Source organism: Micromonospora sp. A200 (assembly GCF_029893845.1).
In the GTDB taxonomy this organism is placed as follows: Bacteria; Actinomycetota; Actinomycetes; order Mycobacteriales; family Micromonosporaceae; genus Micromonospora; species Micromonospora purpureochromogenes.
The window spans coordinates 22358-41892 of sequence record NZ_JARXXY010000016.1 but is presented as its reverse complement, the minus strand read 5'-3'; the positions used below and the strand labels follow the sequence as shown (position 1 = coordinate 41892).

The window sequence follows — 19535 nt, the reverse complement described above, 5'->3', positions numbered from 1 at the left end:
GTCAGCGCTTGCGGACGGCATGCCCGCCGAACTGCTGGCGCAGCGCGGCGACCGCCTTCATCGCGGGCGACTCGTCCTGCCGGGAGGCGAACCGGGCGAAGAGCGAGGCGGTGATGACGTTCAGCGGCACGGCGAGCCGGACCGCCTCGTCCACCGTCCAGCGGCCCTCGCCGGTGTCCTCGGTGTAGCTGCTCAGCTCGGCCAGCTCCGGGTCCTCGTCGAGGGCCCGGTCGAGCAGGTCGAGCAGCCAGGAGCGGACCACGGTCCCCTCACGCCAGGACTTGAAGACGCCCGGCACGTTGGTCACCAGCTCCGAGGCGGCCAGCAGCTCGTAGCCCTCGGCGTAGGCGTGCATCAGGCCGTACTCGATGCCGTTGTGCACCATCTTGGCGTAGTGGCCGGCGCCGACCGGGCCGGCGTGCACGAAGCCGTACTCGCCCGCCGGCTTGAGCCCCTCGAAGATCGGCATCAGCCGCTCGACGTGCTCCTGGGCGCCGCCGACCATCAGGGCGTACCCGTTCTGCCGGCCCCAGACGCCGCCGGAGACGCCGACGTCCAGGTAGCCGATGCCCTGCTCGGCGAGGCGCTCGGCGCGGGGGCCGTCGTCGCTGAAGCGCGAGTTGCCGCCGTCGATGATGATGTCGCCCTCGCCCAGCACGCCGGCGAGCTCGTCGATGGTCGCGTCGGTGACGCCGGCCGGGACCATCACCCAGACCGCGCGCGGCGACTCCAGCTTCTCGGCCAGCGCCGCCAAGCTCGGCACGTCGCTCAGCTCCGCGTTGTGGTCGAAGCCGACCACCTCGTGCCCGGCGGCGCGCAACCGTTCGCGCATGTTGCCGCCCATCCGGCCGAGTCCTACCAGGCCGAGCTGCATCTGCTCCTACCTCCGTGCGTCTGGGTCTGCTGGGGTTGCGATCAGCGGGACACGCGGATCGGCATGATGAGGTACCGGTACCCCGGGATGACCTCGCCATCCTCCCCGGCGGGGGAAATCACCGCCGGCTTGAAGGCGTCGACGAACGCGAGCTGGGCGAACTGGGCGCCCAGGTTGGCCAGACCGTCGATCAGGTACTGCGGGTTGAAGCCGATGGTCAGCGGCTCGCCGGTGAAGGTGGCCTCCATCGCCTCGCTGGCCCGCGCCTCCTCGGTGCCGCCCGCCTCGACCACCAGGCCGTCGGAGGAGAAGCTCAGCAGCACCGGGGTGGTCCTCTCGGCCACCAGGGCGACCCGCTTGACCACCTCGATCAGCGTGCTGACCGGCACCCGCGCCTCGGCGTTGTGGGTGGCCGGGAAGAGCGAGCGCACCGGCGGGTAGTTCGCCCCGTCGAGCAGCCGACTGGTGGTGCGCCGGGTGCCGCCGGAGAAGCCGATCATGCCCTCGCCGGCCGCGCCCTGGGAGAGCGCCATGATGACCTGGCCGCCGATCGGGCCGAGGGCCTTGGCCGTGTCGTGCAGGGTGCGTGCCGGCACCAGCGCGTTGATGCTGATCTCCGGGTCGTCCGGGTTCCACTCCATCTCGCGCAGCGCGAGGCGGTAGCGGTCGGTGGCGAGCATCGCCAGCGTGCCGCCGGAGAGCTCCAGCCGGACGCCGGTCATCATCGGCAGCGTCTCGTCCCGGCCGGCGGCCACGGCCACCTGGGCGACGGCGGCGGCGAAAGCGGCCGCGTCGACGGTGCCGGCGCTCTCGGGCATCTCGGGCAGGGCCGGGTAGTCCTCCACCGGCATGGTCGGCAGGGTGAACCGGGCGCTGCCGCAGACCAGCTCCAGGTGAGCGCCGACCGCGGCGATGTCCACCGGCTTGGCCGGCAGCGCCTTGGTGATCTCGGCGAGCAGGCGGCCGGAGACCAGGGCGGCGCCGTCGGCGTCCCCCTGCACCTCGACGGTCACCTGGCTGGAGACCTCGTAGTCGAAGCCGGAAACCTGCAGGTTGCCGTCGGTGACCCGGAGCATCACGCCGGCGAGCACCGGTACGGACGGCCGGTTGGGCAGGCTCTTCGCGGTCCACGCCACCGCTTCGGCGAGCGCGTCGCGCTCTACTCGGAACTTCATCAATGCCTCCGCGTCGACGTCAGCGACAACTCTCTCATGCCGACCGCTGCCCACCGTCCCGCCCGACCGTGCGGGTACCCATCGCACCTTAGGGCGCATGGGCATCGGCTGTGCGCCCGACCCCGTTGATCCAGATGCCGGGGCGACCGCCGACGGCGGCGTCCGAACCGATCCACAGGAAGTCCAACGGTGATGATTGGTTTTTGATTCTTTTAGAAGAGATAACTCATCGTCTTCATCGCACCTGTGCAAACTGTGGAGAACCCGCGTCCACCCAGCTCAGACAGGTTATCCACCGGTGGTTTGGCTGTGGAGAACCGGGGGGTAAACCGGTGTCGTGGTCCACAGGCCGGCCGGACCCCCAGGTTGTCCACGGTTGTCCACCGGTTGTCCACGGGTAATCCACCGGGTTTCTCCCCAGTGCTGTGGACACCGGCGAGGGCCCCCGGAGCCGTCGTCCCCAGAACCTTCAACAGGCCGCCCACAGGTCGACCGTCGTCGGTGGACAACCGGACCGTCGTCCCCAGGCGTCCACAGCTCCGTCCCCAGGGTTTGTCCACAGTCTGTGGGTAACCGGCCCGGAACGCTACGTGGTTTTCCACCGCCTGTGGAACAGGGGGTGTGGACAACCGGGGCGTGCTGTGGACGAACACGACACCGATCCTGGGCCCTCGACCCGGTACAGGGTCAACCGTCGGCTCTGCACAGGCACGAAAAAGCGCCCGGCCGAACTGGCCGGGCGCGTCTCCGCGCTCCCTCACCGGCGGGCGCCGGCGTGGCGTACGTAACGACGACTTCAGTTCGGCGCGTCTGACGCCGCGCCGCGACCTGAGGCCGTCGCTCAGGTGTTCTGCTTTATCCGGTTGGTCAGCTCGGCGATCTGGTTGTAGAGCGAGCGGCGCTCCGCCATCTGCTGACGGATCTTCCGGTCGGCGTGCATCACCGTGGTGTGGTCCCTGCCACCGAAGGCCTGCCCGATCCGGGGCAGCGACAGGTCGGTCAGCTCCCGGCACAGGTACATCGCGACCTGGCGGGCGTTGACCAGCACCCGGGACCGGGAGTGCCCGCGCAGGTCCTCCAGGCTCACCCCGAAGTAGTCGGCGGTGGAGACCATGATCTGGTCGGCCGTGATCTCCGGCCCGGTGCCGTCCGGGATGAAGTCCCGCAGCACCTCCTCGGCCAGCGACAGCTCGACGTTCGACCGGGTGAGGCTGGCGAACGCCGTGACCCGGATCAGCGCGCCCTCCAGCTCCCGGATCGAGTTCGACACCCGGGAGGCGATGAACTCCAGCACGTCCGGCGGGGCGTACAGGCGCTCCTGGGCCGCCTTCTTCTGCAGGATCGCGATCCGGGTCTCCAGGTCCGGCGGCTGGATGTCGGCGAGCAGGCCCCACTCGAACCGGGTCCGCAACCGGTCCTCCAGCGTCGCCAGCTGCTTCGGCGAACGGTCGGAGGTGATCACGATCTGCTTGTTGGCGTTGTGCAGCGTGTTGAAGGTGTGGAAGAACTCCTCCTGGGTCCGCTCGCGGTTCTCCAGGAACTGGATGTCGTCGATCAGCAGGATGTCGACGTCGCGGTAGCGGCGCTGGAACGCGCTGGTCTTGTCGTCGCGCAGGGAGTTGATGAAGTCGTTGGTGAACTCCTCGGTCGAGACGTACCGGACCGAGCGGGCGTTGCCCAACGTGGTGGCGTAGTGCCCGATGGCGTGCAACAGGTGGGTCTTGCCCAACCCGGAGCTGCCGTAGATGAACAGCGGGTTGTACGCCTTCGCCGGCGACTCGGCCACCGCGACGCTCGCCGCGTGGGCGAACCGGTTCGACGAGCCGATGACGAACGTCTCGAACATGTACTTCGGGTTGAGCCGGTTGCCGCCGCCCTCCGCGCCCCCGGGGCGACGGTCGTCCCGCCCGCCGGGTCGGTGGTCGGCGGCGGACCGGCCGGGGCCGCTGTCCGTACCCCCGTCGCGCGGCAGGCCGCGCGGACCGTGCTGGTCGCGCGGCGGCCTGGCCTCGCCCCGGTACGCGGGCTCGAAGCCGCGGCCGTCGACCCCTGGCCCGTCGGGAAGGGCGCGCTCCTCGAAGCCGCGCCGGTCCGGGCCGGGACCGGCGCCCCGCAGCGGCTCGGCGAACGCGGCGCCGAAGAGGGTGTCCTGGCCGCCGTCCCGGCTGGCCGGGATGCGGCCCGGGCGATGGCCGTCGGATGCCGGCGGCGCGACCGGCGACTCCGGCTCGGCGGGCAGCTCCGGGTAGCCCGGCGCCAGGTCCGCGAAGGCGGGCGGTTCCGGGGCGAAGTCGTCCGCGGGCACGTCGAGGCCGAGCTGCGCCGGCTCCGGGCCGCTGCGGTAGACGGTGCCGGCGGGTCGGCCGGCGGTGTCCTCGGCGACCCGGACGGTGACCGCGACCTGGATCGGCCGGCCCAGCCGGCGGGTGAGCGCCTCGGTGATGGCCGGGCGGAGCCGGGACTCGATCACGTCCCGGGTGAAGGCGTCCGGCACGGAGAGCAGGGCGGTGTCCTCGACGATCGCCCGCAGCCGGGTCAGCCGCAGGTACGCGCGTTGCTGCGCGGAGATGATCTCGTCGGCGAGTTCGTCGGTCGCCGCGGTCCACACCGCGGCAAGGTCGGTCGTACCGGCCACCGTCGTGCCACCCCCTCGCCTCTGCTCCCGGTCGCCGCTGTCGTCCAGTCGGCCGTTCCGGGCCCGCCACCGCGTTCGAGCGGGTGGTACCTCACCCCACCGGGCGGCTGACCGACCGGCATCCACAAGTTATCCACAGCCTGTGTGTACCGACCGATTGTGCCGCCCGCCGTGCGCGGCTCGGACCTGCCCCCCTGGTCGGGCGGGACGTTGCGCGGGTTCACCGTGCCGAACGATTCACTGCCGTGTCCGGTCTTGCCTGCCAGCGACAACCCGGACCCCCGACGCTGACCGCAATCGGGCACGGTAACAGCGACGGCCGGGCACCATCAACCGCCGACGCTCCGGGCGCTTGGCGGCATCAGTGAAAACCGCCGGTTCGGTCGTACGACCGCCCTGCTCGTGCCTCCGGTGACCTGTTTGACGGTCATTGCCCCCCTGCGTAGGCTGGAGGGGCTGCTCTGTCGCCCTCTGCTAGGGTGATGGGTGCTTGCTGTCCGCGATCGCTTCCCCGCATCGCCGAGGTCCCGGGTCGCCGGGCAGCATGGATCGGAGGTCACCGCCGAGGTGGCCTGGACCACCACACGACCCCGGCGATCCCGCGCCGTGGACGTACGAAAACGGAGAGCCTGACGTGAGCAAGCGCACCTACCAGCCGAACAACCGCCGGCGCGCGAAGACCCACGGCTTCCGGCTGCGCATGCGCACCCGGGCCGGTCGCGCCATCATCTCGACCCGCCGCTCCAAGGGCCGCACCCGCCTGTCGGCCTGAGCCGACCGGGTTCGGTCCGGGGGACGTGGGCAGTCGTGCTGACGGCCGCACAGCGACTGCGGCGCAGCAATGACTTCGCCGCAGCGGTCAGGGGTGGCCGACGCGCCGGACGAGGTGCCGTCGTCGTCCACCTGACGCTGCCGGCGACCCCCGAACCCACCGCGACAACCTCGCCGGAGCCGGCGCGGGTCAGCGGCACGGAGACGATCTCCGCGCCGACCCGCGCCGGCTTCGTCGTGTCCAAGGCCGTCGGCCCCGCCGTGGTCCGCAACAAGGTTCGGCGCCGGCTGCGGCACCTGGTCCGCGAGCGCCTGGCCGCGCTGCCCGAGGGAAGCACCCTGGTGGTACGCGCACTGCCCGCCGCCGCCGAGGCGAACTACCTCCGGCTGGGGGCCGACCTGGACGCGGCGATCGCCGCCGCGCGGGCACCCCGGGGGCGGCGGTCCCGATGAGCACCGGATCTGCCGGTTCGCGGCCTACCAGCCTGGGTGCCCGAGTGCTGAGTGGCCCCATCATCGCGTACCGTCGTTGGATAAGCCCGGCGCTGCCGGCCCGCTGTCGGTTCTACCCGTCGTGCAGTGCTTACGCCCTGGAGGCGGTGGCCCGGCACGGCGCGCTCCGGGGAGTCGGGCTGACGGTCCTGCGCTTGTCGCGCTGCCACCCCTTCCACCCAGGTGGACACGACCCGGTGCCCGAGCCGGGCGGCCGCCGCCGTGCCGACGTGACTGGAGCCTGAGAATTGAGTCTCGACTGGATCTACTACGCGATCTCGTGGATCCTGCTGACCTGGCACTCGGCCTGGGACGCCATCAAGGTGCCGGTCGGCTCGGTGCTCGGCACGAACTGGGCCTGGATCCTCGCGATCATCTTCCTGGTGGTCACCGTCCGGGTGATCCTCTTCCCGGTCTTCGTCAAGCAGATCAAGTCGCAGCGGGCGATGCAGGCGCTCCAGCCCAAGGTCAAGGAGCTGCAGGAGAAGCACAAGGGTGACCGGGAGACGCTCCAGAAGGAGATGATGGAGCTCTACCGGAAGGAAAAGGCCAACCCGCTGATGGGCTGCCTTCCGATGTTCCTCCAGATCCCGGTCTTCCTCGGTCTCTTCCACGTGCTGCGTCGCCTCGACCCGGCCAAGTCGAACAAGACCCTCTACGGCTGGACGGTCGACCAGTTCAACAGCGCCTCCAGCGCGAAGATCTTCACCGCCCCGATCGCCGGCAAGTTCGGCTCGACCGCCGACGAGCTGGCCCGCCTCGGCGCCAACGGCACCACCGTGAAGGTCATCGCCGGCATCCTGGTCCTGGTCATGATGGGCACCACCTACCTGACCAGCCGCCAGATGATCCTCAAGACCGGTTGGGCGGAGGACCCGCAGCAGCGGATGGTGCAGCGACTGATGCTCTACGGCATCCCCCTGTCGCTGCTGATCTCCGGCGCGATCTTCCCGATCGGTGTGATCATCTACTGGGTCACCAACAACCTCTTCACCCTCGGCCAGCAGCAGTGGGTGCTGCGCAAGTTCCCGCCGCTGGTGACCAACCAGAAGCCCGGCAGCACGGCGCCCCGCAATCCGGTGCAGCCGGCCAAGATCGGCGGCTTCCTGAACCGCGCCAAGCCGGCCGCGCAGGTGCCGGCCAAGCCCGCCGCCCCGAAGGTCGCCGGGCCGAAGCCGGGTGCGAAGCCCACCAACCCGAAGAAGGGTCGGCCGGCCAAGCGGCAGGGCTGACCCCAGGGCCGCCGTCGGGACCACCGGCGGCGGCCTTCCGGCATCGCGCAGCCGCCGTAGGGCCGGCGCCGGGCCGGAACCGCCGCGCCTGGCGCGACCACGGGCGAGACTGCCCGTACAAGACGTGCCCGTGGGCACCGGCCTTCTCCCGCCGGGCGCCCCGGGAAACCAGCGGACCCGACGGTCCGGCCGAGCGAGTACGGAGATGACACCGTGACCGACACCAGCACCCCCAGTGCGGAGCAGTCCGTGGACGAGGAGATCGTGCCGACCGCCGCGACCGGTGACGGCGAGCCCGAGGAGGCCGGGGAGGCGGCGGCCGAGGCGGGTGCCGCCCCGAAGAAGGCCGCCGGCGAGGGCGAGCTCTTCGCGCAGAGCGAGATCGCTGCCGACTACATCGAGGGCCTGCTCGACATCCTCGACTACGACGGCGACATCGACGAGCTGGTCTCCGGCGGGCGCCCGGTCGTCGAGGTGGTCGGCGCCCGGTTGCAGAACCTGGTCGGCCAGCGCGGCGCCACCCTGGAGGCGCTCCAGGAGCTGGCCCGGCTCGCGGTGTTCCGCCAGACCGGTACGCCCAGCCGCCTGCTGCTCGACGTCGGCGGCTACCGCGCCACCCGCCGCAAGGAGCTCGCCGCCGTGGCCAAGAATGCGGTGGAGAAGGTCAAGGAGCACGGCGAGCCGGTCCGGCTGGAGCCGATGTCCGCCTTCGAGCGCAAGTGCGTGCACGACGTGGTCAACGCCATGAGCGGTGTGGAGAGTGAGTCCGAGGGCGTCGAGCCGAGCCGCCGCATCATCGTCCGGCCGGCGGACTGACCGGGTGACCCACGACGACGCCACGGCCGACGCCGTGACCGGCCCGGGTGGTACGCCGCCCGGGCCGCCGCCTGTCCGCCCCGTTCCCTCGCCGGAGGACGCCGCGCTGCCGGCCGAGCTGGCCCCGGCGGCCCGGACGCTCTTCGGTGACCGGCTGGACCTGGCGGCCGCGTACGCCGAGCTGCTCGCCACCGACGGGGTGGTACGCGGCCTGATCGGCCCGCGGGAGGCGCCCCGGATCTGGGACCGGCACCTGCTCAACTGTGCCGCCGTAGCCGAACGCATCCCGGAAGGGGCCAGCGTCATCGACGTCGGCTCCGGCGCCGGGCTGCCCGGGCTGGTGCTGGCGATCGCCCGCCCCGACCTCCAGGTGATCCTGGTCGAGCCGCTGGCCCGGCGTACCTCCTTCCTGATCGAGGCGGTGCAGCAGCTCGGGCTGGCCAAGACGGTCCGGGTGTTCCGGGGCCGGGCCGACGAGGCGGCCACCGACGCGACGGGCACCGGTCCGTTCAGCGCCGACGTGGTGACCTCGCGAGCGGTCGCGCCGCTCGACCGGCTCTCCGGCTGGTGCCTGCCACTCGCCGTACCCGGCGGCCGGCTGATCGCCCTGAAGGGCTCCTCCGCCGCGGACGAGGTCGCGGAGCACGCCGAGACCGTCGACCGGCTCGGTGGCGGCGAGCCGAGCGTGCACCTGTGCGGGGTCGGCGTCATCGACCCGCCGACCACCGTGGTGGAGATCGTGCGCGAGCGGGTGGTCCGACCGCCGTCCGCCAAGAAGGCACCCAAGCGCTCACGGGGCGGACGCAAGCGGGCTCGGTGATCCCCGCTCGGGTTCCGGCGTGTCGCACCGGCCGGCGGACAACCGAGATGGACCCGCCGCGCCCGTCCCCCGTAGGCTGGCCGCGCGTCGATAGTGTGGGGCGGGCGGGCGTCGGGCGCACCGGGTCCCGACCGCTCCCGCCGGGACCGTACGCGCTGCGGTGCGAGTGCGCGTGTGGCCTGATTGACGGGGTGCGGACCGACCATCCGGAGCGGGCAGGGATGACAGGTGCATGACGACGACAGGTACGACGATCCACGGGTGAGACGCCCGGAGGGCCTTCCCTCCGGAGTGGACCCTGTTTCACGTGAAACCGACCACGACCTCCGGCCCGCCGACGGCCAGCCGGGTTCCGCCGGCCCGCCGGACTGCGATCCGGTGGTCCGTCGGGACGTACCCGCGGTCGGCGCCGCGCCCCCCTCTCCCGAGTCGTACATTCCGCCGCCGCCCATCGCGGACGACGCGGGTCGGCCGGTCAACGCGCCCAGCGACCGCACCGCCCCGGTCCAACGCAACTCCGGCGCGCCGTCCCGCTTTGAGACACCGGTCGGTGGCAACGTGCCGCCCGCCGTACCCCAGCAGCCGCACCCGGGCGGGGTGGCGGACTCCGAGTCCGTCGCCGCGAACACGCCGGGGCCGGCGGCCGGGGGCGTGACCGTCGACCCGGCCGCCGCCGCGTACGTTTCACGTGAAACCCCGACGCGCGAAGAGGATGACCCACCGTTGGCTATGGAGGCGATGCGCGCCGTGCAGATCCTGAATCCGAGTGGCGAGGTGACCATGCCTCGGCCCGACCGGACCCGGGTCATGTGCGTCGCGAACCAGAAGGGTGGCGTGGGTAAGACCACGACCACGGTGAACCTGGCGGTGGCGCTCGCCCTGCACGGCAACCGGGTCCTGGTGGTCGACCTCGACCCGCAGGGCAACGCCTCGACCGGGCTCAACGTGCCGCACCACACCGGCGTGCCGGACGTCTACGACTGCCTGATCAACAGCGTGCCGCTGGAGGAGGTCGCCCAGGAGGTCGAGGGCATCCCCAACCTGTGGTGCGTGCCGGCCACCATCGACCTGGCGGGCGCGGAGATCGAGCTGGTGTCCGTGGTCGCCCGAGAGTCCCGGTTGTCCCGGGCCATCGACGCGTACCCGGGGCATTTCGACTACGTCTTCATCGACTGCCCGCCCTCGCTCGGCCTGCTGACGGTCAACGCGCTGGTCGCCGCGCAGGAGGTGCTGATCCCCATCCAGTGCGAGTACTACGCGCTGGAGGGCCTCAACCAGCTGATCAACAACATCAACCTGGTACGGCAGCACCTCAACCCCAAGCTCGAGGTCTCCACGATCCTGCTCACCATGTACGACCGGCGTACCCGACTGGCCGACGCGGTCGAGCAGGACGTCCGGAACCACTTCGGCGACAAGGTCCTCCAGGCGGTCATCCCGCGCAACGTGCGGGTGTCCGAGGCACCCAGCTACGGGCAGTCCGTGATGACCTACGATCCCGGTTCGCGGGGGGCGACGAGCTACTTCGAGGCCGCCCAGGAGATCGCCGAGCGCGGTGTCAAGGAGCCGGTGAGCCGGAATGCGTAGTGCGCACGAGTCGCTGGGAGGCGTCGCATGAAGAACCGTCCCCGTGGCGGTCTGGGTCGAGGGCTCGGGGCGCTGATCCCGACCGGGCCGGCACCGGAGGCGCCGGGCACCACCCTCATCGCGCCGGTCGAAGCCGACACCGGGGGTACGGCGAGCGCCCCTCCCGTCGAGGCGGTGACCGCGCCGGTCGCCACCCCGTCCGCGCCGCCTGAGCCGCAGCTGAGCCCGGTGCCGGGTGCCCGCTTCGCCGAAATCCCGGTCGACGCGATCGTGCCGAACCCGAAGCAGCCCCGGCACGTCTTCGACGAGGAGGCGCTGGAGGAGCTGAAGACCTCCATCCAGGAGGTCGGCTTCCTCCAGCCGATCGTCGTCCGCCAGCTCGACGCCGAGAAGTACGAACTCGTCATGGGCGAGCGCCGATGGCGGGCCGCCCAGGCGGTGGGCCGGGAAAGCATTCCGGCGATCGTCCGGGACACCAAGGACGACGCGATGCTCCGGGACGCCCTCCTGGAGAACATCCACCGGGCGAACCTCAACCCGCTGGAAGAGGCCGCGGCGTACCAGCAGTTGCTGGAGGAGTTCGGCGCCACCCACGAGGAGTTGGCGCGGCGGATCGGCCGCAGCCGGCCACAGATCTCCAACACCATCCGCCTGCTGAACCTCCCGGCGCAGGTGCAGCGCCGGGTCGCCGCGGGCGTGCTCTCGGCGGGCCACGCCCGGGCGCTGCTGAGCCTCGACGAGGCGGAGGCGCAGGAACAGCTCGCCCTCCGGATCGTCGCCGAGGGCCTGTCCGTACGCGCGACCGAGGAGATCGTGGCGCTCGCGCTCAACGACGGGCCGGCGAAGACGCCGGCGGCGAAGCGGCGCACCAAGCCGCACGCCCCGGCGCTCACCGATCTGGCCGATCGGCTCTCCGACCGCTTCGACACCCGGGTGAAGGTCGACATCGGCCGGAGCAAGGGCAAGATCACCATCGAGTTCGCGACGGTGGACGACCTGGAGCGGATCGTGGGCATCATCGGCGTCGGCGAGCAGGAGCCGGAGGACTGACCCTGCCCTGGTTCTATCACCGGCCGCGTCGCCCCTGAGGGTGTGCGGCCGGTTTGTTTCCTGCTGTCGCTGCCGGCGTCGGTGGCTTGGGTGCGAGATGGCGGCCGCGACGTGTTTCACGTGAAACCGGTGCCCGGCGCTGGGCTGGGCGGCGGCTGGAGGACGGCGAGCGGCGCCGGGGCCTTCGCGGCGGCTTCCTCGGAGGGCTGCGTCGCTGAGCACTTCACCGAGACCGGCTCGACCCGGGACACCGTGCTTGTCGGTAGTGCGGCGATGCGGTGTCCGGCGGGAGGGACCGATGGCGGGCAGCCGATGCGTCGCGAACCGACAGACCGATCGGTTCGTGCTGGGGTGGCGGGGCTCGGGTTCCCACCGGACTCGCCAGGGATCGGCAGCTTCCATCACCGGCCTGGCTCACGGGACAGACGCGCGGGAGGGTGGCTCCGCTACCAACGCGGGCGCCGAACACAGCGCGAGGAACGTCGCCGCCATCGTTCTCGGGAGTGAACCCGTACTCGGCGGACCGGCTGCTCGTCGGTAGCCGTATCTCGCCATCGCCCGTCGCCCGTCGCCCGTCGCCCCGTCACCCTGTCGCCCCGTCGCCGGCTCAGTGGCGGCCGACGTGGGCGAGGCTCCGACGCTGGCTCTTTCAGGTCGGCCATGGGAGGCCCTGTAGCGCCGCCTGAGCCTTCGAGGCGCCCCTGAGGCAAACGGGGTCGCAGTGACGGGCCTCGTCCCGCCTGGGGCGCCTGAGGGGGCTTCGGCGGTTGCTTGTGTCGGGGCGGAGGTGACACATGCCCGGCCGGACCGGTACCGCAGCACCCCGTTTCACGTGAAACGAGGTGCTGGGAAAGCACTCTCGTGACATGCCCATGACTCAGGCGCGCCCCGCGGGATCGATCTCACTGCCTGGGTGCCGCCTTCGGTTGGGCGCGGCTGGAACGCGCCATAGGCGATTGGCGCGCTGCCCGAGCTGCCGAGTTCACCGATGTCAGCTCGTGACGTTGGCTGCCTCGTCCCCGCTCGCCGGGCAGATTCGGATCGTCATCGAAGGAACCTGTAGCCGAGCCCTGGTGTGGCCCCCCCGCCACGGTGGCGGAGGCCTCGGCGGGGTCAGGCCGTTCTCGGCGGCCTTCTTGATGCGCAGGTACGCCGCCCACACCTCCTGGCGGCAGTCACCAATGCCGGCGGAGCTTGCTGGCAGTTCGTCAGATGCACCCAATGACGGGGGGCCGATCCACCCCGCCTGCGTAGCGATCGTGGGCTCATGGATCACGCCGAGGGTGAGCCACGCCAGCCCGGCTGAGCCATCCCCGGTCGAACCCGATGGACGCCAAGCGGCCCGCGTCAGCGCTTCGCTCCAGCAAGCCGGCCGATTGCCACCGGAACCGGCTGGACGGCCCACGGTGGCCGGTGCGCATCTGCGGGACGCCGCCCGGCCGGGTCCGCAATCGCCGCGTCCGATCGCCACAGGGGGAGGCCGCCTCCCGGCGTTCCACGTGAAACCGGGGAGGTTCCACGTGAAACGAGCGAGCGGGTCGTTCGGGCCCACCCACGGATCGCTCCGCTCCAGTCTCCGACGCCCGCGACCGACGTGGAAGTGATCCGGACCGAGGATGCCCCCTGCGGCGCAGGCCCGCTGACGCCGGAGCACCAACTGCGGCAGATCGAAGATGAGGTGCCGTCGTCGACTATCCCGGTGCCCTCTCGGCGCGCGTTGCTCGGCAGAAACGCCGCTTCCGGCAGCAGCCAACCGGCGCTTCGCTCGTTGGGAGACACGGGCCCGCCCTGCCTGTGGTCAGGGCTGTGGATTGGACTCCTCGGTTATCCACAGCGGTTTTCCACAGGCACCCCTCGTTTCACGTGAAACACGGTGTCAGATGGCGTCCTGGCCTGTGGATGACGTGCTGTGGTGGTGATCTCACCAGCCTGTGGACAACTGCTCTCCGGCGGCCTCCGCACGCCCCCGGTCGGCACCCTGCCACCCACGAGACGGACTCACGATCGCCGTCGTTCGGGTAGGGACAGCGGTCTCCGACTCGGTTAGGGTCAGCGTCGTGCACGACACCCCTCCCGCAGCCCCGGATTTCACCCAGTGGCCCTCCTTCCCCTTCGAGGGGGACCTCCGCGTCAAGCAACTCGAGGATCCGGTCCCGGTCGAGCCGCCCCGCAAGGGCGAAGGGCACCGGGAATGCACGGCCTGCAACGCCCCCGACGACGCCTACATCTGGGTGGGCGAGCGCTGGCGGGTACGCGCCATGGACCGGCCCACCGGCCTGCCGATGGTGCTGATCCTGGAGTCCCGCTCCCACCTCGACCTCGGCGACCTGCCCAACCTGCTCGCCGCCGAGCTGGGGGTCATGACGGTACGACTGGAACGCGCCATCCGGTCGCTGGACGGCGTCGCCCGCGTGCACGTCAACCGCTGGGGCGACGGGTCGGCGCACCTGCACATGTGGTTCCTGGCCCGGCCGTACGGGCGGCTCCAGCTCCGGGGCACCTTCCTGTCGCTGTGGGACTCGATCCTGCCGCCCATCCCCGAGTCCCAGTGGCGGGAGAACCTCGCCATGGTGGCCGCCTGGCTGGCCGAGTTCGGCGGACGCCCACTGGCCGAGCCACCGCGCATCCAGTGGCAGGCGCCGTCCAGCCTGTCCGCGCAGGCCTCCCGGAAGCAGGAGGCCGCAGAGCAGCAGGAGGAGCCGGTGTCGGTGATCGAGTCGGACGAGGAGACGCCCGTACCGGCGGACGACCCGGACGACGCCGCCGTCGCCGCAGAAGCTGACACGGGCGATGTCAGAGCGGGCGACGATGGCACCGCGGGCGACGACACCGAGGTGACCGCCGGCCCCACGGTAGCCGCCGACACCGAGGTGACGGCCGACGCGGACAGCGCCGACGCGGAGGACAGCAACGGCGGCCAGGAGGACAACGCTCCCCGGCAGGGCGGACGCCCCCAGCACGATGACGCTCCCGCCCCGGCGACGACCTCCGCCCCGGCGACGACCTCTGGAACAGCGACGAGCCCGGGGACAGCGACGAGCCCGGGAACGGCGACGCCTCCGGGACGGTGAAAGATCCCGCGACGCTGACAGATCCCGCGACGCTGATCGCTCTGGTGACGCCAGGCAGTCAACGGGACTGGAACGGCGGCGGCCAGTCCGCTGCGTAGCCCACGCCGCGGAAACGAGCGCGAGGTGAGGGAGCTACCGGGAGCGCACGGCGGGCGAACACCCGTCGTGGAGTAGTAGCCGGGGAACGTCGACCCACTGGCCGCGGTCGTCGTCCTGCTCCCGAGAAGAGCGAGTCGCCGCTGCCCGGGCCGGCTCGGCGGTCGTTCACCGACGCGCTGGTTCAACACAGCCGGCGGGTGGTGCGAAGCGGCCGCCGCATCGGCAGCGCGGCATGCGCGGGAAGCGGTCAGCCGCGCCGGGCGGCGGCGCGGCTCACCAGCGATCCCAGCACCCGCCCGAAGTCCAGCCCGGCCGCCTGGATCGCCAGCGGCAGCAGCGACGTCTCGGTCATGCCCGGCGAGACGTTCACCTCCAGCACGTGCGGTCGGCCGTCGGCATCGACGATCAGGTCGACCCGGGACAGGTCGCGCAGGCCCAGGGCGGTGTGCGCGGCCAGCGCCACCTCGGTGACCGTGTCGGCGACGGCGCTGTCCAGCCGGGCCGGGGCGTGCCAGGTGGTCCGGCCGGCGGTGTAGCGGGCCGCGTAGTCGTACACGCCGTTGCGGGGCACGATCTCCACCGGCGGGAGGGCGCGCGGGCCGTCACCGAGGTCCACCACGGAGACGGCCACGTCCATGCCGGGCACGTACCGCTCGACCAGCGCCGTCGAGTCGTACGCGAAACAACCCACCATCGCAGCGGGCAGCGCCGCGGCGTCCCGGACCACGGCGGCGCCCAGGCCGGAACCGCCCTGGGTCGGCTTCACCATCAGCGGCAGCCCCAACCGCTCCACGATCCGGTCGAGCACCGCCACCGCGCCCAGCTCGGAGAAGCGGTCGTGGGGCAGCGCCACCCAGTCGGGGGTGGGGATGCCGTTCTCCCGCAGCACGGCCTTCGCCGACGGCTTGTCCCAGGCGAGCCGGGAGGCGCGGGCGTCGCAGCCGACGTACGGCACGCCGCAGAGGTCCAGCACGCCGCGCAGCGAACCGTCCTCGCCGGTCGCGCCGTGCAGCGCGATCACCACCGCGTCCGGCGGGTCGGCGGCCAGGGCGGGCAGCAGCGCCACGTCGGCGTCCCGCAGCTCCGCCTCCAGGCCGACCGTGCGCAGCGCGTCGAGCACCCGGCGGCCGGAACGCAGCGAGACGTCCCGCTCGTAGGAGAGGCCACCGGCGAGCACCAGCACGTGCAGGTCGGCGGTGACGGCGGGATCGGTCACGGGGGATGCCCCGGCAGAGGTCACGGCCATGCCGGAATCATGCCAAGTCGGGTCCGGGCGCGTCCGCGCCGCCCTGCCGCCGGCGCCCGGCCGGGGTCACCGTGCCGAAGACCCGGCGCATGGCGATGTCCTGCTCCATCACGCCGGCGAGGCGGCGGACGCCCTCCCGGATCCGCTCCGGCGACGGAAAGGAGAAGTTGAGCCGCATGTTGCCGGTGCCGGAGCCGTCCGCGTAGAAGCCGGTGCCCGGCACGTAGGCGACCCGGGCGGCGATGGCGCGGGGCATCATCGCCTTGGCGTCCAGCCCGTCCGGCAGGTTCGTCCAGACGAAGAGGCCACCGGCCGGGGTGGTCCAGGTGGTGCCGTCCGGCATCAGGTCCTCCAGCGCGGTGAGCATCGCGTCCCGCCGCTCCCGGTAGACCTCCCGGTAGACCTTCAGCTGCTGCCGCCACGGCATCGTCGACAGGTACGTCGCCACGGCCGCCTGGGCGTAGCCGCTGGGGCAGAGGATCTGCGCCTCGCTGGCGATCACCAGCTTGTCGCGGACCGCGTGCGGGGCGAGGATCCAGCCGACCCGCAGGCCGGGGGCGAAGGTCTTGGAGAAGGTGCTCAGGTAGAAGACCCCGTCGCGGCGGCGGGCCCGCAGCGGCAGGGGCGCCTCGCCCTCGAAACCGAGCTGACCGTAGGGGTCGTCCTCCACCACCAGCAGGCCGGCGCGCTCGCAGATGTCCAGGACCCGCTCGCGGCGCTCCTCGCTCAGCGTCACGCCGGTGGGGTTCTGGTAGGTCGGGATGGTGTAGAGGAACTTCACCCGGCGACCGGCGCGGGCCAGGTCGGCGATGGCCACCTCCAGCGCCTCGGGGATCAGCCCCTCGTCGTCCATCGGCACGTGCGCCACCTGGGCCTGGGCGGCCTGGAACACCCCGAGCGCGCCGACGTACGTCGGGCCCTCGGCGAGCACCACGTCCCCCGGGTCGAGGAAGAGCCGGGCCACCAGGTCGAGGGCCTGCTGGCCGCCGACGGTCACCACCACGTCCTCGGGGGAGGCGCCGCAGGACGCGTCGATGCCGGAGAGGGTCATCACCTCGCAGATCCGCTCGCGCAGCTCCAGGGTGCCCTGGCCGATGCCGTACTGGAGGGTGGTCACCCCGTGCTCGGAGCCGAGCCGGCCCAGCATCTCGCCGACCGCGTCGAGCGGCAGCGCGGCGATGTAGGGTGCCCCACCGGCGAGCGAGACGACCTCCGGACGGCTGGCCACCGCGAAGAGCGCCCGGATCTCCGAGGCGGTCATCCCGCGTACGCGCCGGGCGTACCGGTCGGTGTAGTCGTCGAGCGTCGTGCCGGTCATGACATCACCTCGATCGGGTGTCGGTCGGGCTCCCGCCCCGTGTGGTACCCGCGGAGCCGGCGACAATGGCGGCGCGGGACGCCGGTTGGTCGATCCTAGTCCGCGGCCGCCACCGCGGAACCCCTGACGTGGGCCGCGTCCACATCCCGGACCGCAGTCCCCGGCTCGGGTGGTCGTTCGCGCGTCCCCTCCCGTACGGTCGGCTGGCGGCGTACGATCGCTCGTCGGGGGGCAGGAAGGCGGCGCCGTCTCCTCCGCGCGGTTTCACCTCCGAGCCTATTGTGGGGATGCGCCAATGTCGCGACGTCTGGTCAGTCTGACCCTCGACACCCTGGAAGACCTGCCCCGCCCGTGCCGGCAGTGCGTCTACTGGGAGCTCGACCCGGTCTCCGCCGATCGGGCCTGCGCCGCCGGTGACCCCGGCCTGGAGAAGGAGGCCTGGGTCTCCCAGACCCTGCTGGAGTGGGGCTCCTGCGGCAAGCTGGCCTACGTCGACGGCATGCCCGCCGGCTTCGTCATGTACGCCCCACCCGCCTACGTCCCCCGGTCGATGGCCTTCCCCACCTCGCCGGTCTCCGCCGACGCGGCGCTGCTGATGACCGCCAACGTGGTGCCCTCGTTCGCCGGCGGCGGGCTGGGCCGGATGCTCGTCCAGGGCGTCGCACGGGACCTCACCAAGCGCGGCATCAAGGCGATCGAGGCGTTCGGCGACGCCAAGTTCGGCGACGGCGACGACGCGACCCGGGCCTGCGTCGCCCCCGCCGACTTCTTCCTCTCGGTGGGCTTCAAGACCGTCCGGCCGCACCCGCGCTACCCCCGGCTGCGCCTGGAGTTGCGCACGGCGCTGAGCTGGAAGTCCGACGTCGAGTACGCGCTGGAGAAGCTGCTCGGCTCGATGAGTCCGGAGACCCTGCTCCGCCCGGTACGCCCCGCCCCGGCCACCCGCGCCACCACCGGCTGACGCCGGAAGGCCGCCGGAAGGCCGCCGGAAGGGGGAGCGCCCCTGCGATGGGGGCTCAGTCCATCACCGCGCCGGCGGCCACCACCTTGCGCAGCTCGCTGACGTCGATCGAGCCCGTCGGCACGTCCCGCTCGATCGGGAAGAACATCCGCTGCACGGCGGCCACGATCGCCTCGACCACCTTGTCCCGGAACCGGGGGTCCACCAGCCGGTTCCGGTCCTGCGGCGAGGTGAGGTAGCCGACCTCGACGCGTACCGCCGGCATCCGGGTCAGCCGCAGCAGGTCCCACGCCTTGGCGTGGGTACGGCAGTCCCGCAGTCCGGTACGCGCCACGATCTCCCGCTGCACCAGCCCGGCCAGCCGCTCCCCGGTCGCCGAGGTGACGCCGTTGTCGGTGCCGTAGTGGTAGGTGGCCACCCCGTCGGCCTCGGGATTGGCGTGCCCGTCGGTGTGCAGCGAGATGAACACGTCCGCGCCGAGCGAGTTGGCCAGCTGCGCCCGGTCGGGGTCCGGCAGGCACGTCGCCGGCGTCGGGCCACGGGTCAGCTGCACCCGTACGCCCGCCGCGGCCAGCCGCCCCTCCAGGCGGCTGGCCAGGTCGTGCACCAGATCCGCCTCGCTCCAGCGCAGCGGGCCGTCCGGCACCACCACACCCGGGTCGGTGCCGCCGTGGCCGGGGTCGATCACCACCGTCCGCCCCACCAGGGTCGGCCCGGACTGCCGGATCGCGTCGGACTCGCGCAGCCACTGCGGGCGGCCGCCGACCACCTTGCGACCGAGGCGGCGCAGCGCACCCATGGTGTGCGGGCCGCAGGAGCCATCCGGTTTCAGGCCCACCTCGCGTTGGAACTGGGCCACCGCGCGGGCGGTGCGCACGCCGTAGATGGCGTCGGCGCGGCCGACGTCGTACCCCATCTCCAGCAGCCGCTCCTGGAGCGACCGGACGTCCTCGCCGGTGAGGGGTTCGGGCACCGCGTGGTAGAGGGTGCGGGCGCCGAGCCGCCAGCGGGCGGCGTCCAGGGCGCGCCAGGTCTCGGCACCCACCCGACCGTCGACGCTGAGCCCCCGGGACTGCTGGAAGGCGCGGACGGCGCGTTCCGTGGCGACGTCGAACTCGTCGCCGATGGCGGGCGGAAGCAGTTCGAGGCCGGTCAGGACCGTGCGGATCTCCGTCACCGCAGGCCCACGGTCACCGGGTCGGATCGGACGCACGCACGACCCCCTCTGCACGGATGCTGGCTGGGCGGGCGCCACGGTCGCGCGACCGGAGTGCTCTGGCGCGTAGCGGATGCCTACGGAGCGTACCGTGCCCGGTGGCCGTCCACCCGGCGTTCGCCCAGCTCAGGGCCGGGAACGACGGAACCCCCGCACCCGTGGAGGGTACGGG

The 19535-nt window shown here is 72.1% G+C and carries 16 protein-coding genes; 10 read left to right on the top strand and 6 right to left on the bottom strand.

Annotated elements, in window-relative coordinates:
- Position 1: 1 nt before the first annotated feature.
- From gnd to dnaA, 3 genes are all read right to left on the bottom strand, one after another.
- Positions 2 to 874 carry a phosphogluconate dehydrogenase (NAD(+)-dependent, decarboxylating) gene (gnd, locus tag M2302_RS17095; protein ID WP_280838876.1) on the bottom strand — a complete coding sequence of 291 codons (873 nt, stop codon included), beginning with the start codon at positions 872 to 874 and terminating at the stop codon, positions 2 to 4.
- A 41-nt stretch (positions 875 to 915) separates the two neighbouring features.
- Positions 916 to 2049, bottom strand: coding sequence for a DNA polymerase III subunit beta (dnaN, locus tag M2302_RS17090; RefSeq protein ID WP_280838875.1), 1134 nt, complete (start codon positions 2047 to 2049; stop codon positions 916 to 918).
- 841 nt (positions 2050 to 2890) lie between these two features.
- On the bottom strand, positions 2891 to 4684 hold the full coding sequence (dnaA, locus tag M2302_RS17085) for a chromosomal replication initiator protein DnaA (RefSeq protein ID WP_154941020.1): 1794 nt from the start codon (positions 4682 to 4684) through the stop codon (positions 2891 to 2893).
- A gap of 634 nt (positions 4685 to 5318) precedes the next feature.
- On the opposite strand from dnaA, the gene rpmH reads away from it, so the two are divergent.
- The 9 genes from rpmH to M2302_RS17040 all read left to right on the top strand — a co-directional run bounded on the left by rpmH (position 5319) and on the right by M2302_RS17040 (position 14523).
- Complete coding sequence (gene rpmH, locus M2302_RS17080; protein ID WP_117668129.1) at positions 5319 to 5456, top strand: 50S ribosomal protein L34; 138 nt, start codon at positions 5319 to 5321, stop codon at positions 5454 to 5456.
- 35 nt (positions 5457 to 5491) lie between these two features.
- Positions 5492 to 5908 (top strand): ribonuclease P protein component, encoded by a 417-nt coding sequence (gene rnpA, locus M2302_RS17075; RefSeq protein WP_179802436.1) that lies wholly within the window; start codon positions 5492 to 5494, stop codon positions 5906 to 5908.
- Complete coding sequence (yidD, locus tag M2302_RS17070; protein ID WP_280838874.1) at positions 5905 to 6192, top strand: membrane protein insertion efficiency factor YidD; 288 nt, start codon at positions 5905 to 5907, stop codon at positions 6190 to 6192. The genes rnpA and yidD overlap by 4 nt, the downstream gene beginning before the upstream one ends.
- Before the next feature lie 3 nt (positions 6193 to 6195).
- The gene (gene yidC / locus M2302_RS17065) at positions 6196 to 7179 is read left to right on the top strand and encodes a membrane protein insertase YidC (protein ID WP_280838873.1); all 984 of its coding nucleotides are present in this window, start codon (positions 6196 to 6198) and stop codon (positions 7177 to 7179) included.
- 213 nt (positions 7180 to 7392) lie between these two features.
- Positions 7393 to 7995, top strand: a complete 603-nt coding sequence (locus M2302_RS17060; protein ID WP_280838871.1) for a R3H domain-containing nucleic acid-binding protein — start codon at positions 7393 to 7395, stop codon at positions 7993 to 7995.
- 118 nt (positions 7996 to 8113) lie between these two features.
- Positions 8114 to 8815, top strand: a complete 702-nt coding sequence (gene rsmG, locus M2302_RS17055; protein WP_280838973.1) for a 16S rRNA (guanine(527)-N(7))-methyltransferase RsmG — start codon at positions 8114 to 8116, stop codon at positions 8813 to 8815.
- Between the two features lie 228 nt (positions 8816 to 9043).
- Entirely contained in the window at positions 9044 to 10402 is a 1359-nt protein-coding gene (locus M2302_RS17050; RefSeq protein WP_280838870.1) for a ParA family protein, read from the top strand.
- Positions 10403 to 10429: 27 nt separating this feature from the next.
- The gene (locus tag M2302_RS17045; RefSeq protein WP_280838869.1) at positions 10430 to 11452 is read left to right on the top strand and encodes a ParB/RepB/Spo0J family partition protein; all 1023 of its coding nucleotides are present in this window, start codon (positions 10430 to 10432) and stop codon (positions 11450 to 11452) included.
- Between the two features lie 2282 nt (positions 11453 to 13734).
- Entirely contained in the window at positions 13735 to 14523 is a 789-nt protein-coding gene (locus M2302_RS17040; protein WP_280838972.1) for a hypothetical protein, read from the top strand.
- A gap of 346 nt (positions 14524 to 14869) precedes the next feature.
- Here the strand turns inward: M2302_RS17040 and M2302_RS17035 are convergent, their stop codons facing one another.
- Positions 14870 to 15868, bottom strand: coding sequence for a D-alanine--D-alanine ligase (locus tag M2302_RS17035; RefSeq protein ID WP_280838868.1), 999 nt, complete (start codon positions 15866 to 15868; stop codon positions 14870 to 14872).
- Positions 15869 to 15875: 7 nt separating this feature from the next.
- Positions 15876 to 17186: a PLP-dependent aminotransferase family protein gene (locus M2302_RS17030; protein WP_280838867.1), complete on the bottom strand. Its 1311-nt coding sequence runs from the start codon at positions 17184 to 17186 to the stop codon at positions 15876 to 15878.
- A gap of 295 nt (positions 17187 to 17481) precedes the next feature.
- Between M2302_RS17030 and M2302_RS17025 the strand changes: the two genes are divergently transcribed.
- Positions 17482 to 18147 carry a GNAT family N-acetyltransferase gene (locus M2302_RS17025; protein WP_179802428.1) on the top strand — a complete coding sequence of 222 codons (666 nt, stop codon included), beginning with the start codon at positions 17482 to 17484 and terminating at the stop codon, positions 18145 to 18147.
- A 55-nt stretch (positions 18148 to 18202) separates the two neighbouring features.
- Here the strand turns inward: M2302_RS17025 and M2302_RS17020 are convergent, their stop codons facing one another.
- Complete coding sequence (locus tag M2302_RS17020; RefSeq protein ID WP_280838866.1) at positions 18203 to 19360, bottom strand: N-acetylmuramoyl-L-alanine amidase; 1158 nt, start codon at positions 19358 to 19360, stop codon at positions 18203 to 18205.
- Positions 19361 to 19535 lie beyond the last annotated feature (175 nt).

Bases quoted from the DNA above. Each gene is read 5' to 3' on its own strand.
- M2302_RS17035 (WP_280838868.1), bottom strand. From the start codon at position 15,868: ATGGCCGTGACCTCTGCCGGGGCATCCCCCGTGACCGATCCCGCCGTC.
- M2302_RS17030 (WP_280838867.1), bottom strand. From the start codon at position 17,186: ATGACCGGCACGACGCTCGACGACTACACCGACCGGTACGCCCGGCGC.
- M2302_RS17025 (WP_179802428.1), top strand. From the start codon at position 17,482: ATGTCGCGACGTCTGGTCAGTCTGACCCTCGACACCCTGGAAGACCTG.
- dnaN (WP_280838875.1), bottom strand. From the start codon at position 2,049: ATGAAGTTCCGAGTAGAGCGCGACGCGCTCGCCGAAGCGGTGGCGTGG.
- M2302_RS17045 (WP_280838869.1), top strand. From the start codon at position 10,430: ATGAAGAACCGTCCCCGTGGCGGTCTGGGTCGAGGGCTCGGGGCGCTG.
- gnd (WP_280838876.1), bottom strand. From the start codon at position 874: ATGCAGCTCGGCCTGGTAGGACTCGGCCGGATGGGCGGCAACATGCGC.
- yidD (WP_280838874.1), top strand. From the start codon at position 5,905: ATGAGCACCGGATCTGCCGGTTCGCGGCCTACCAGCCTGGGTGCCCGA.
- M2302_RS17040 (WP_280838972.1), top strand. From the start codon at position 13,735: ATGGTGCTGATCCTGGAGTCCCGCTCCCACCTCGACCTCGGCGACCTG.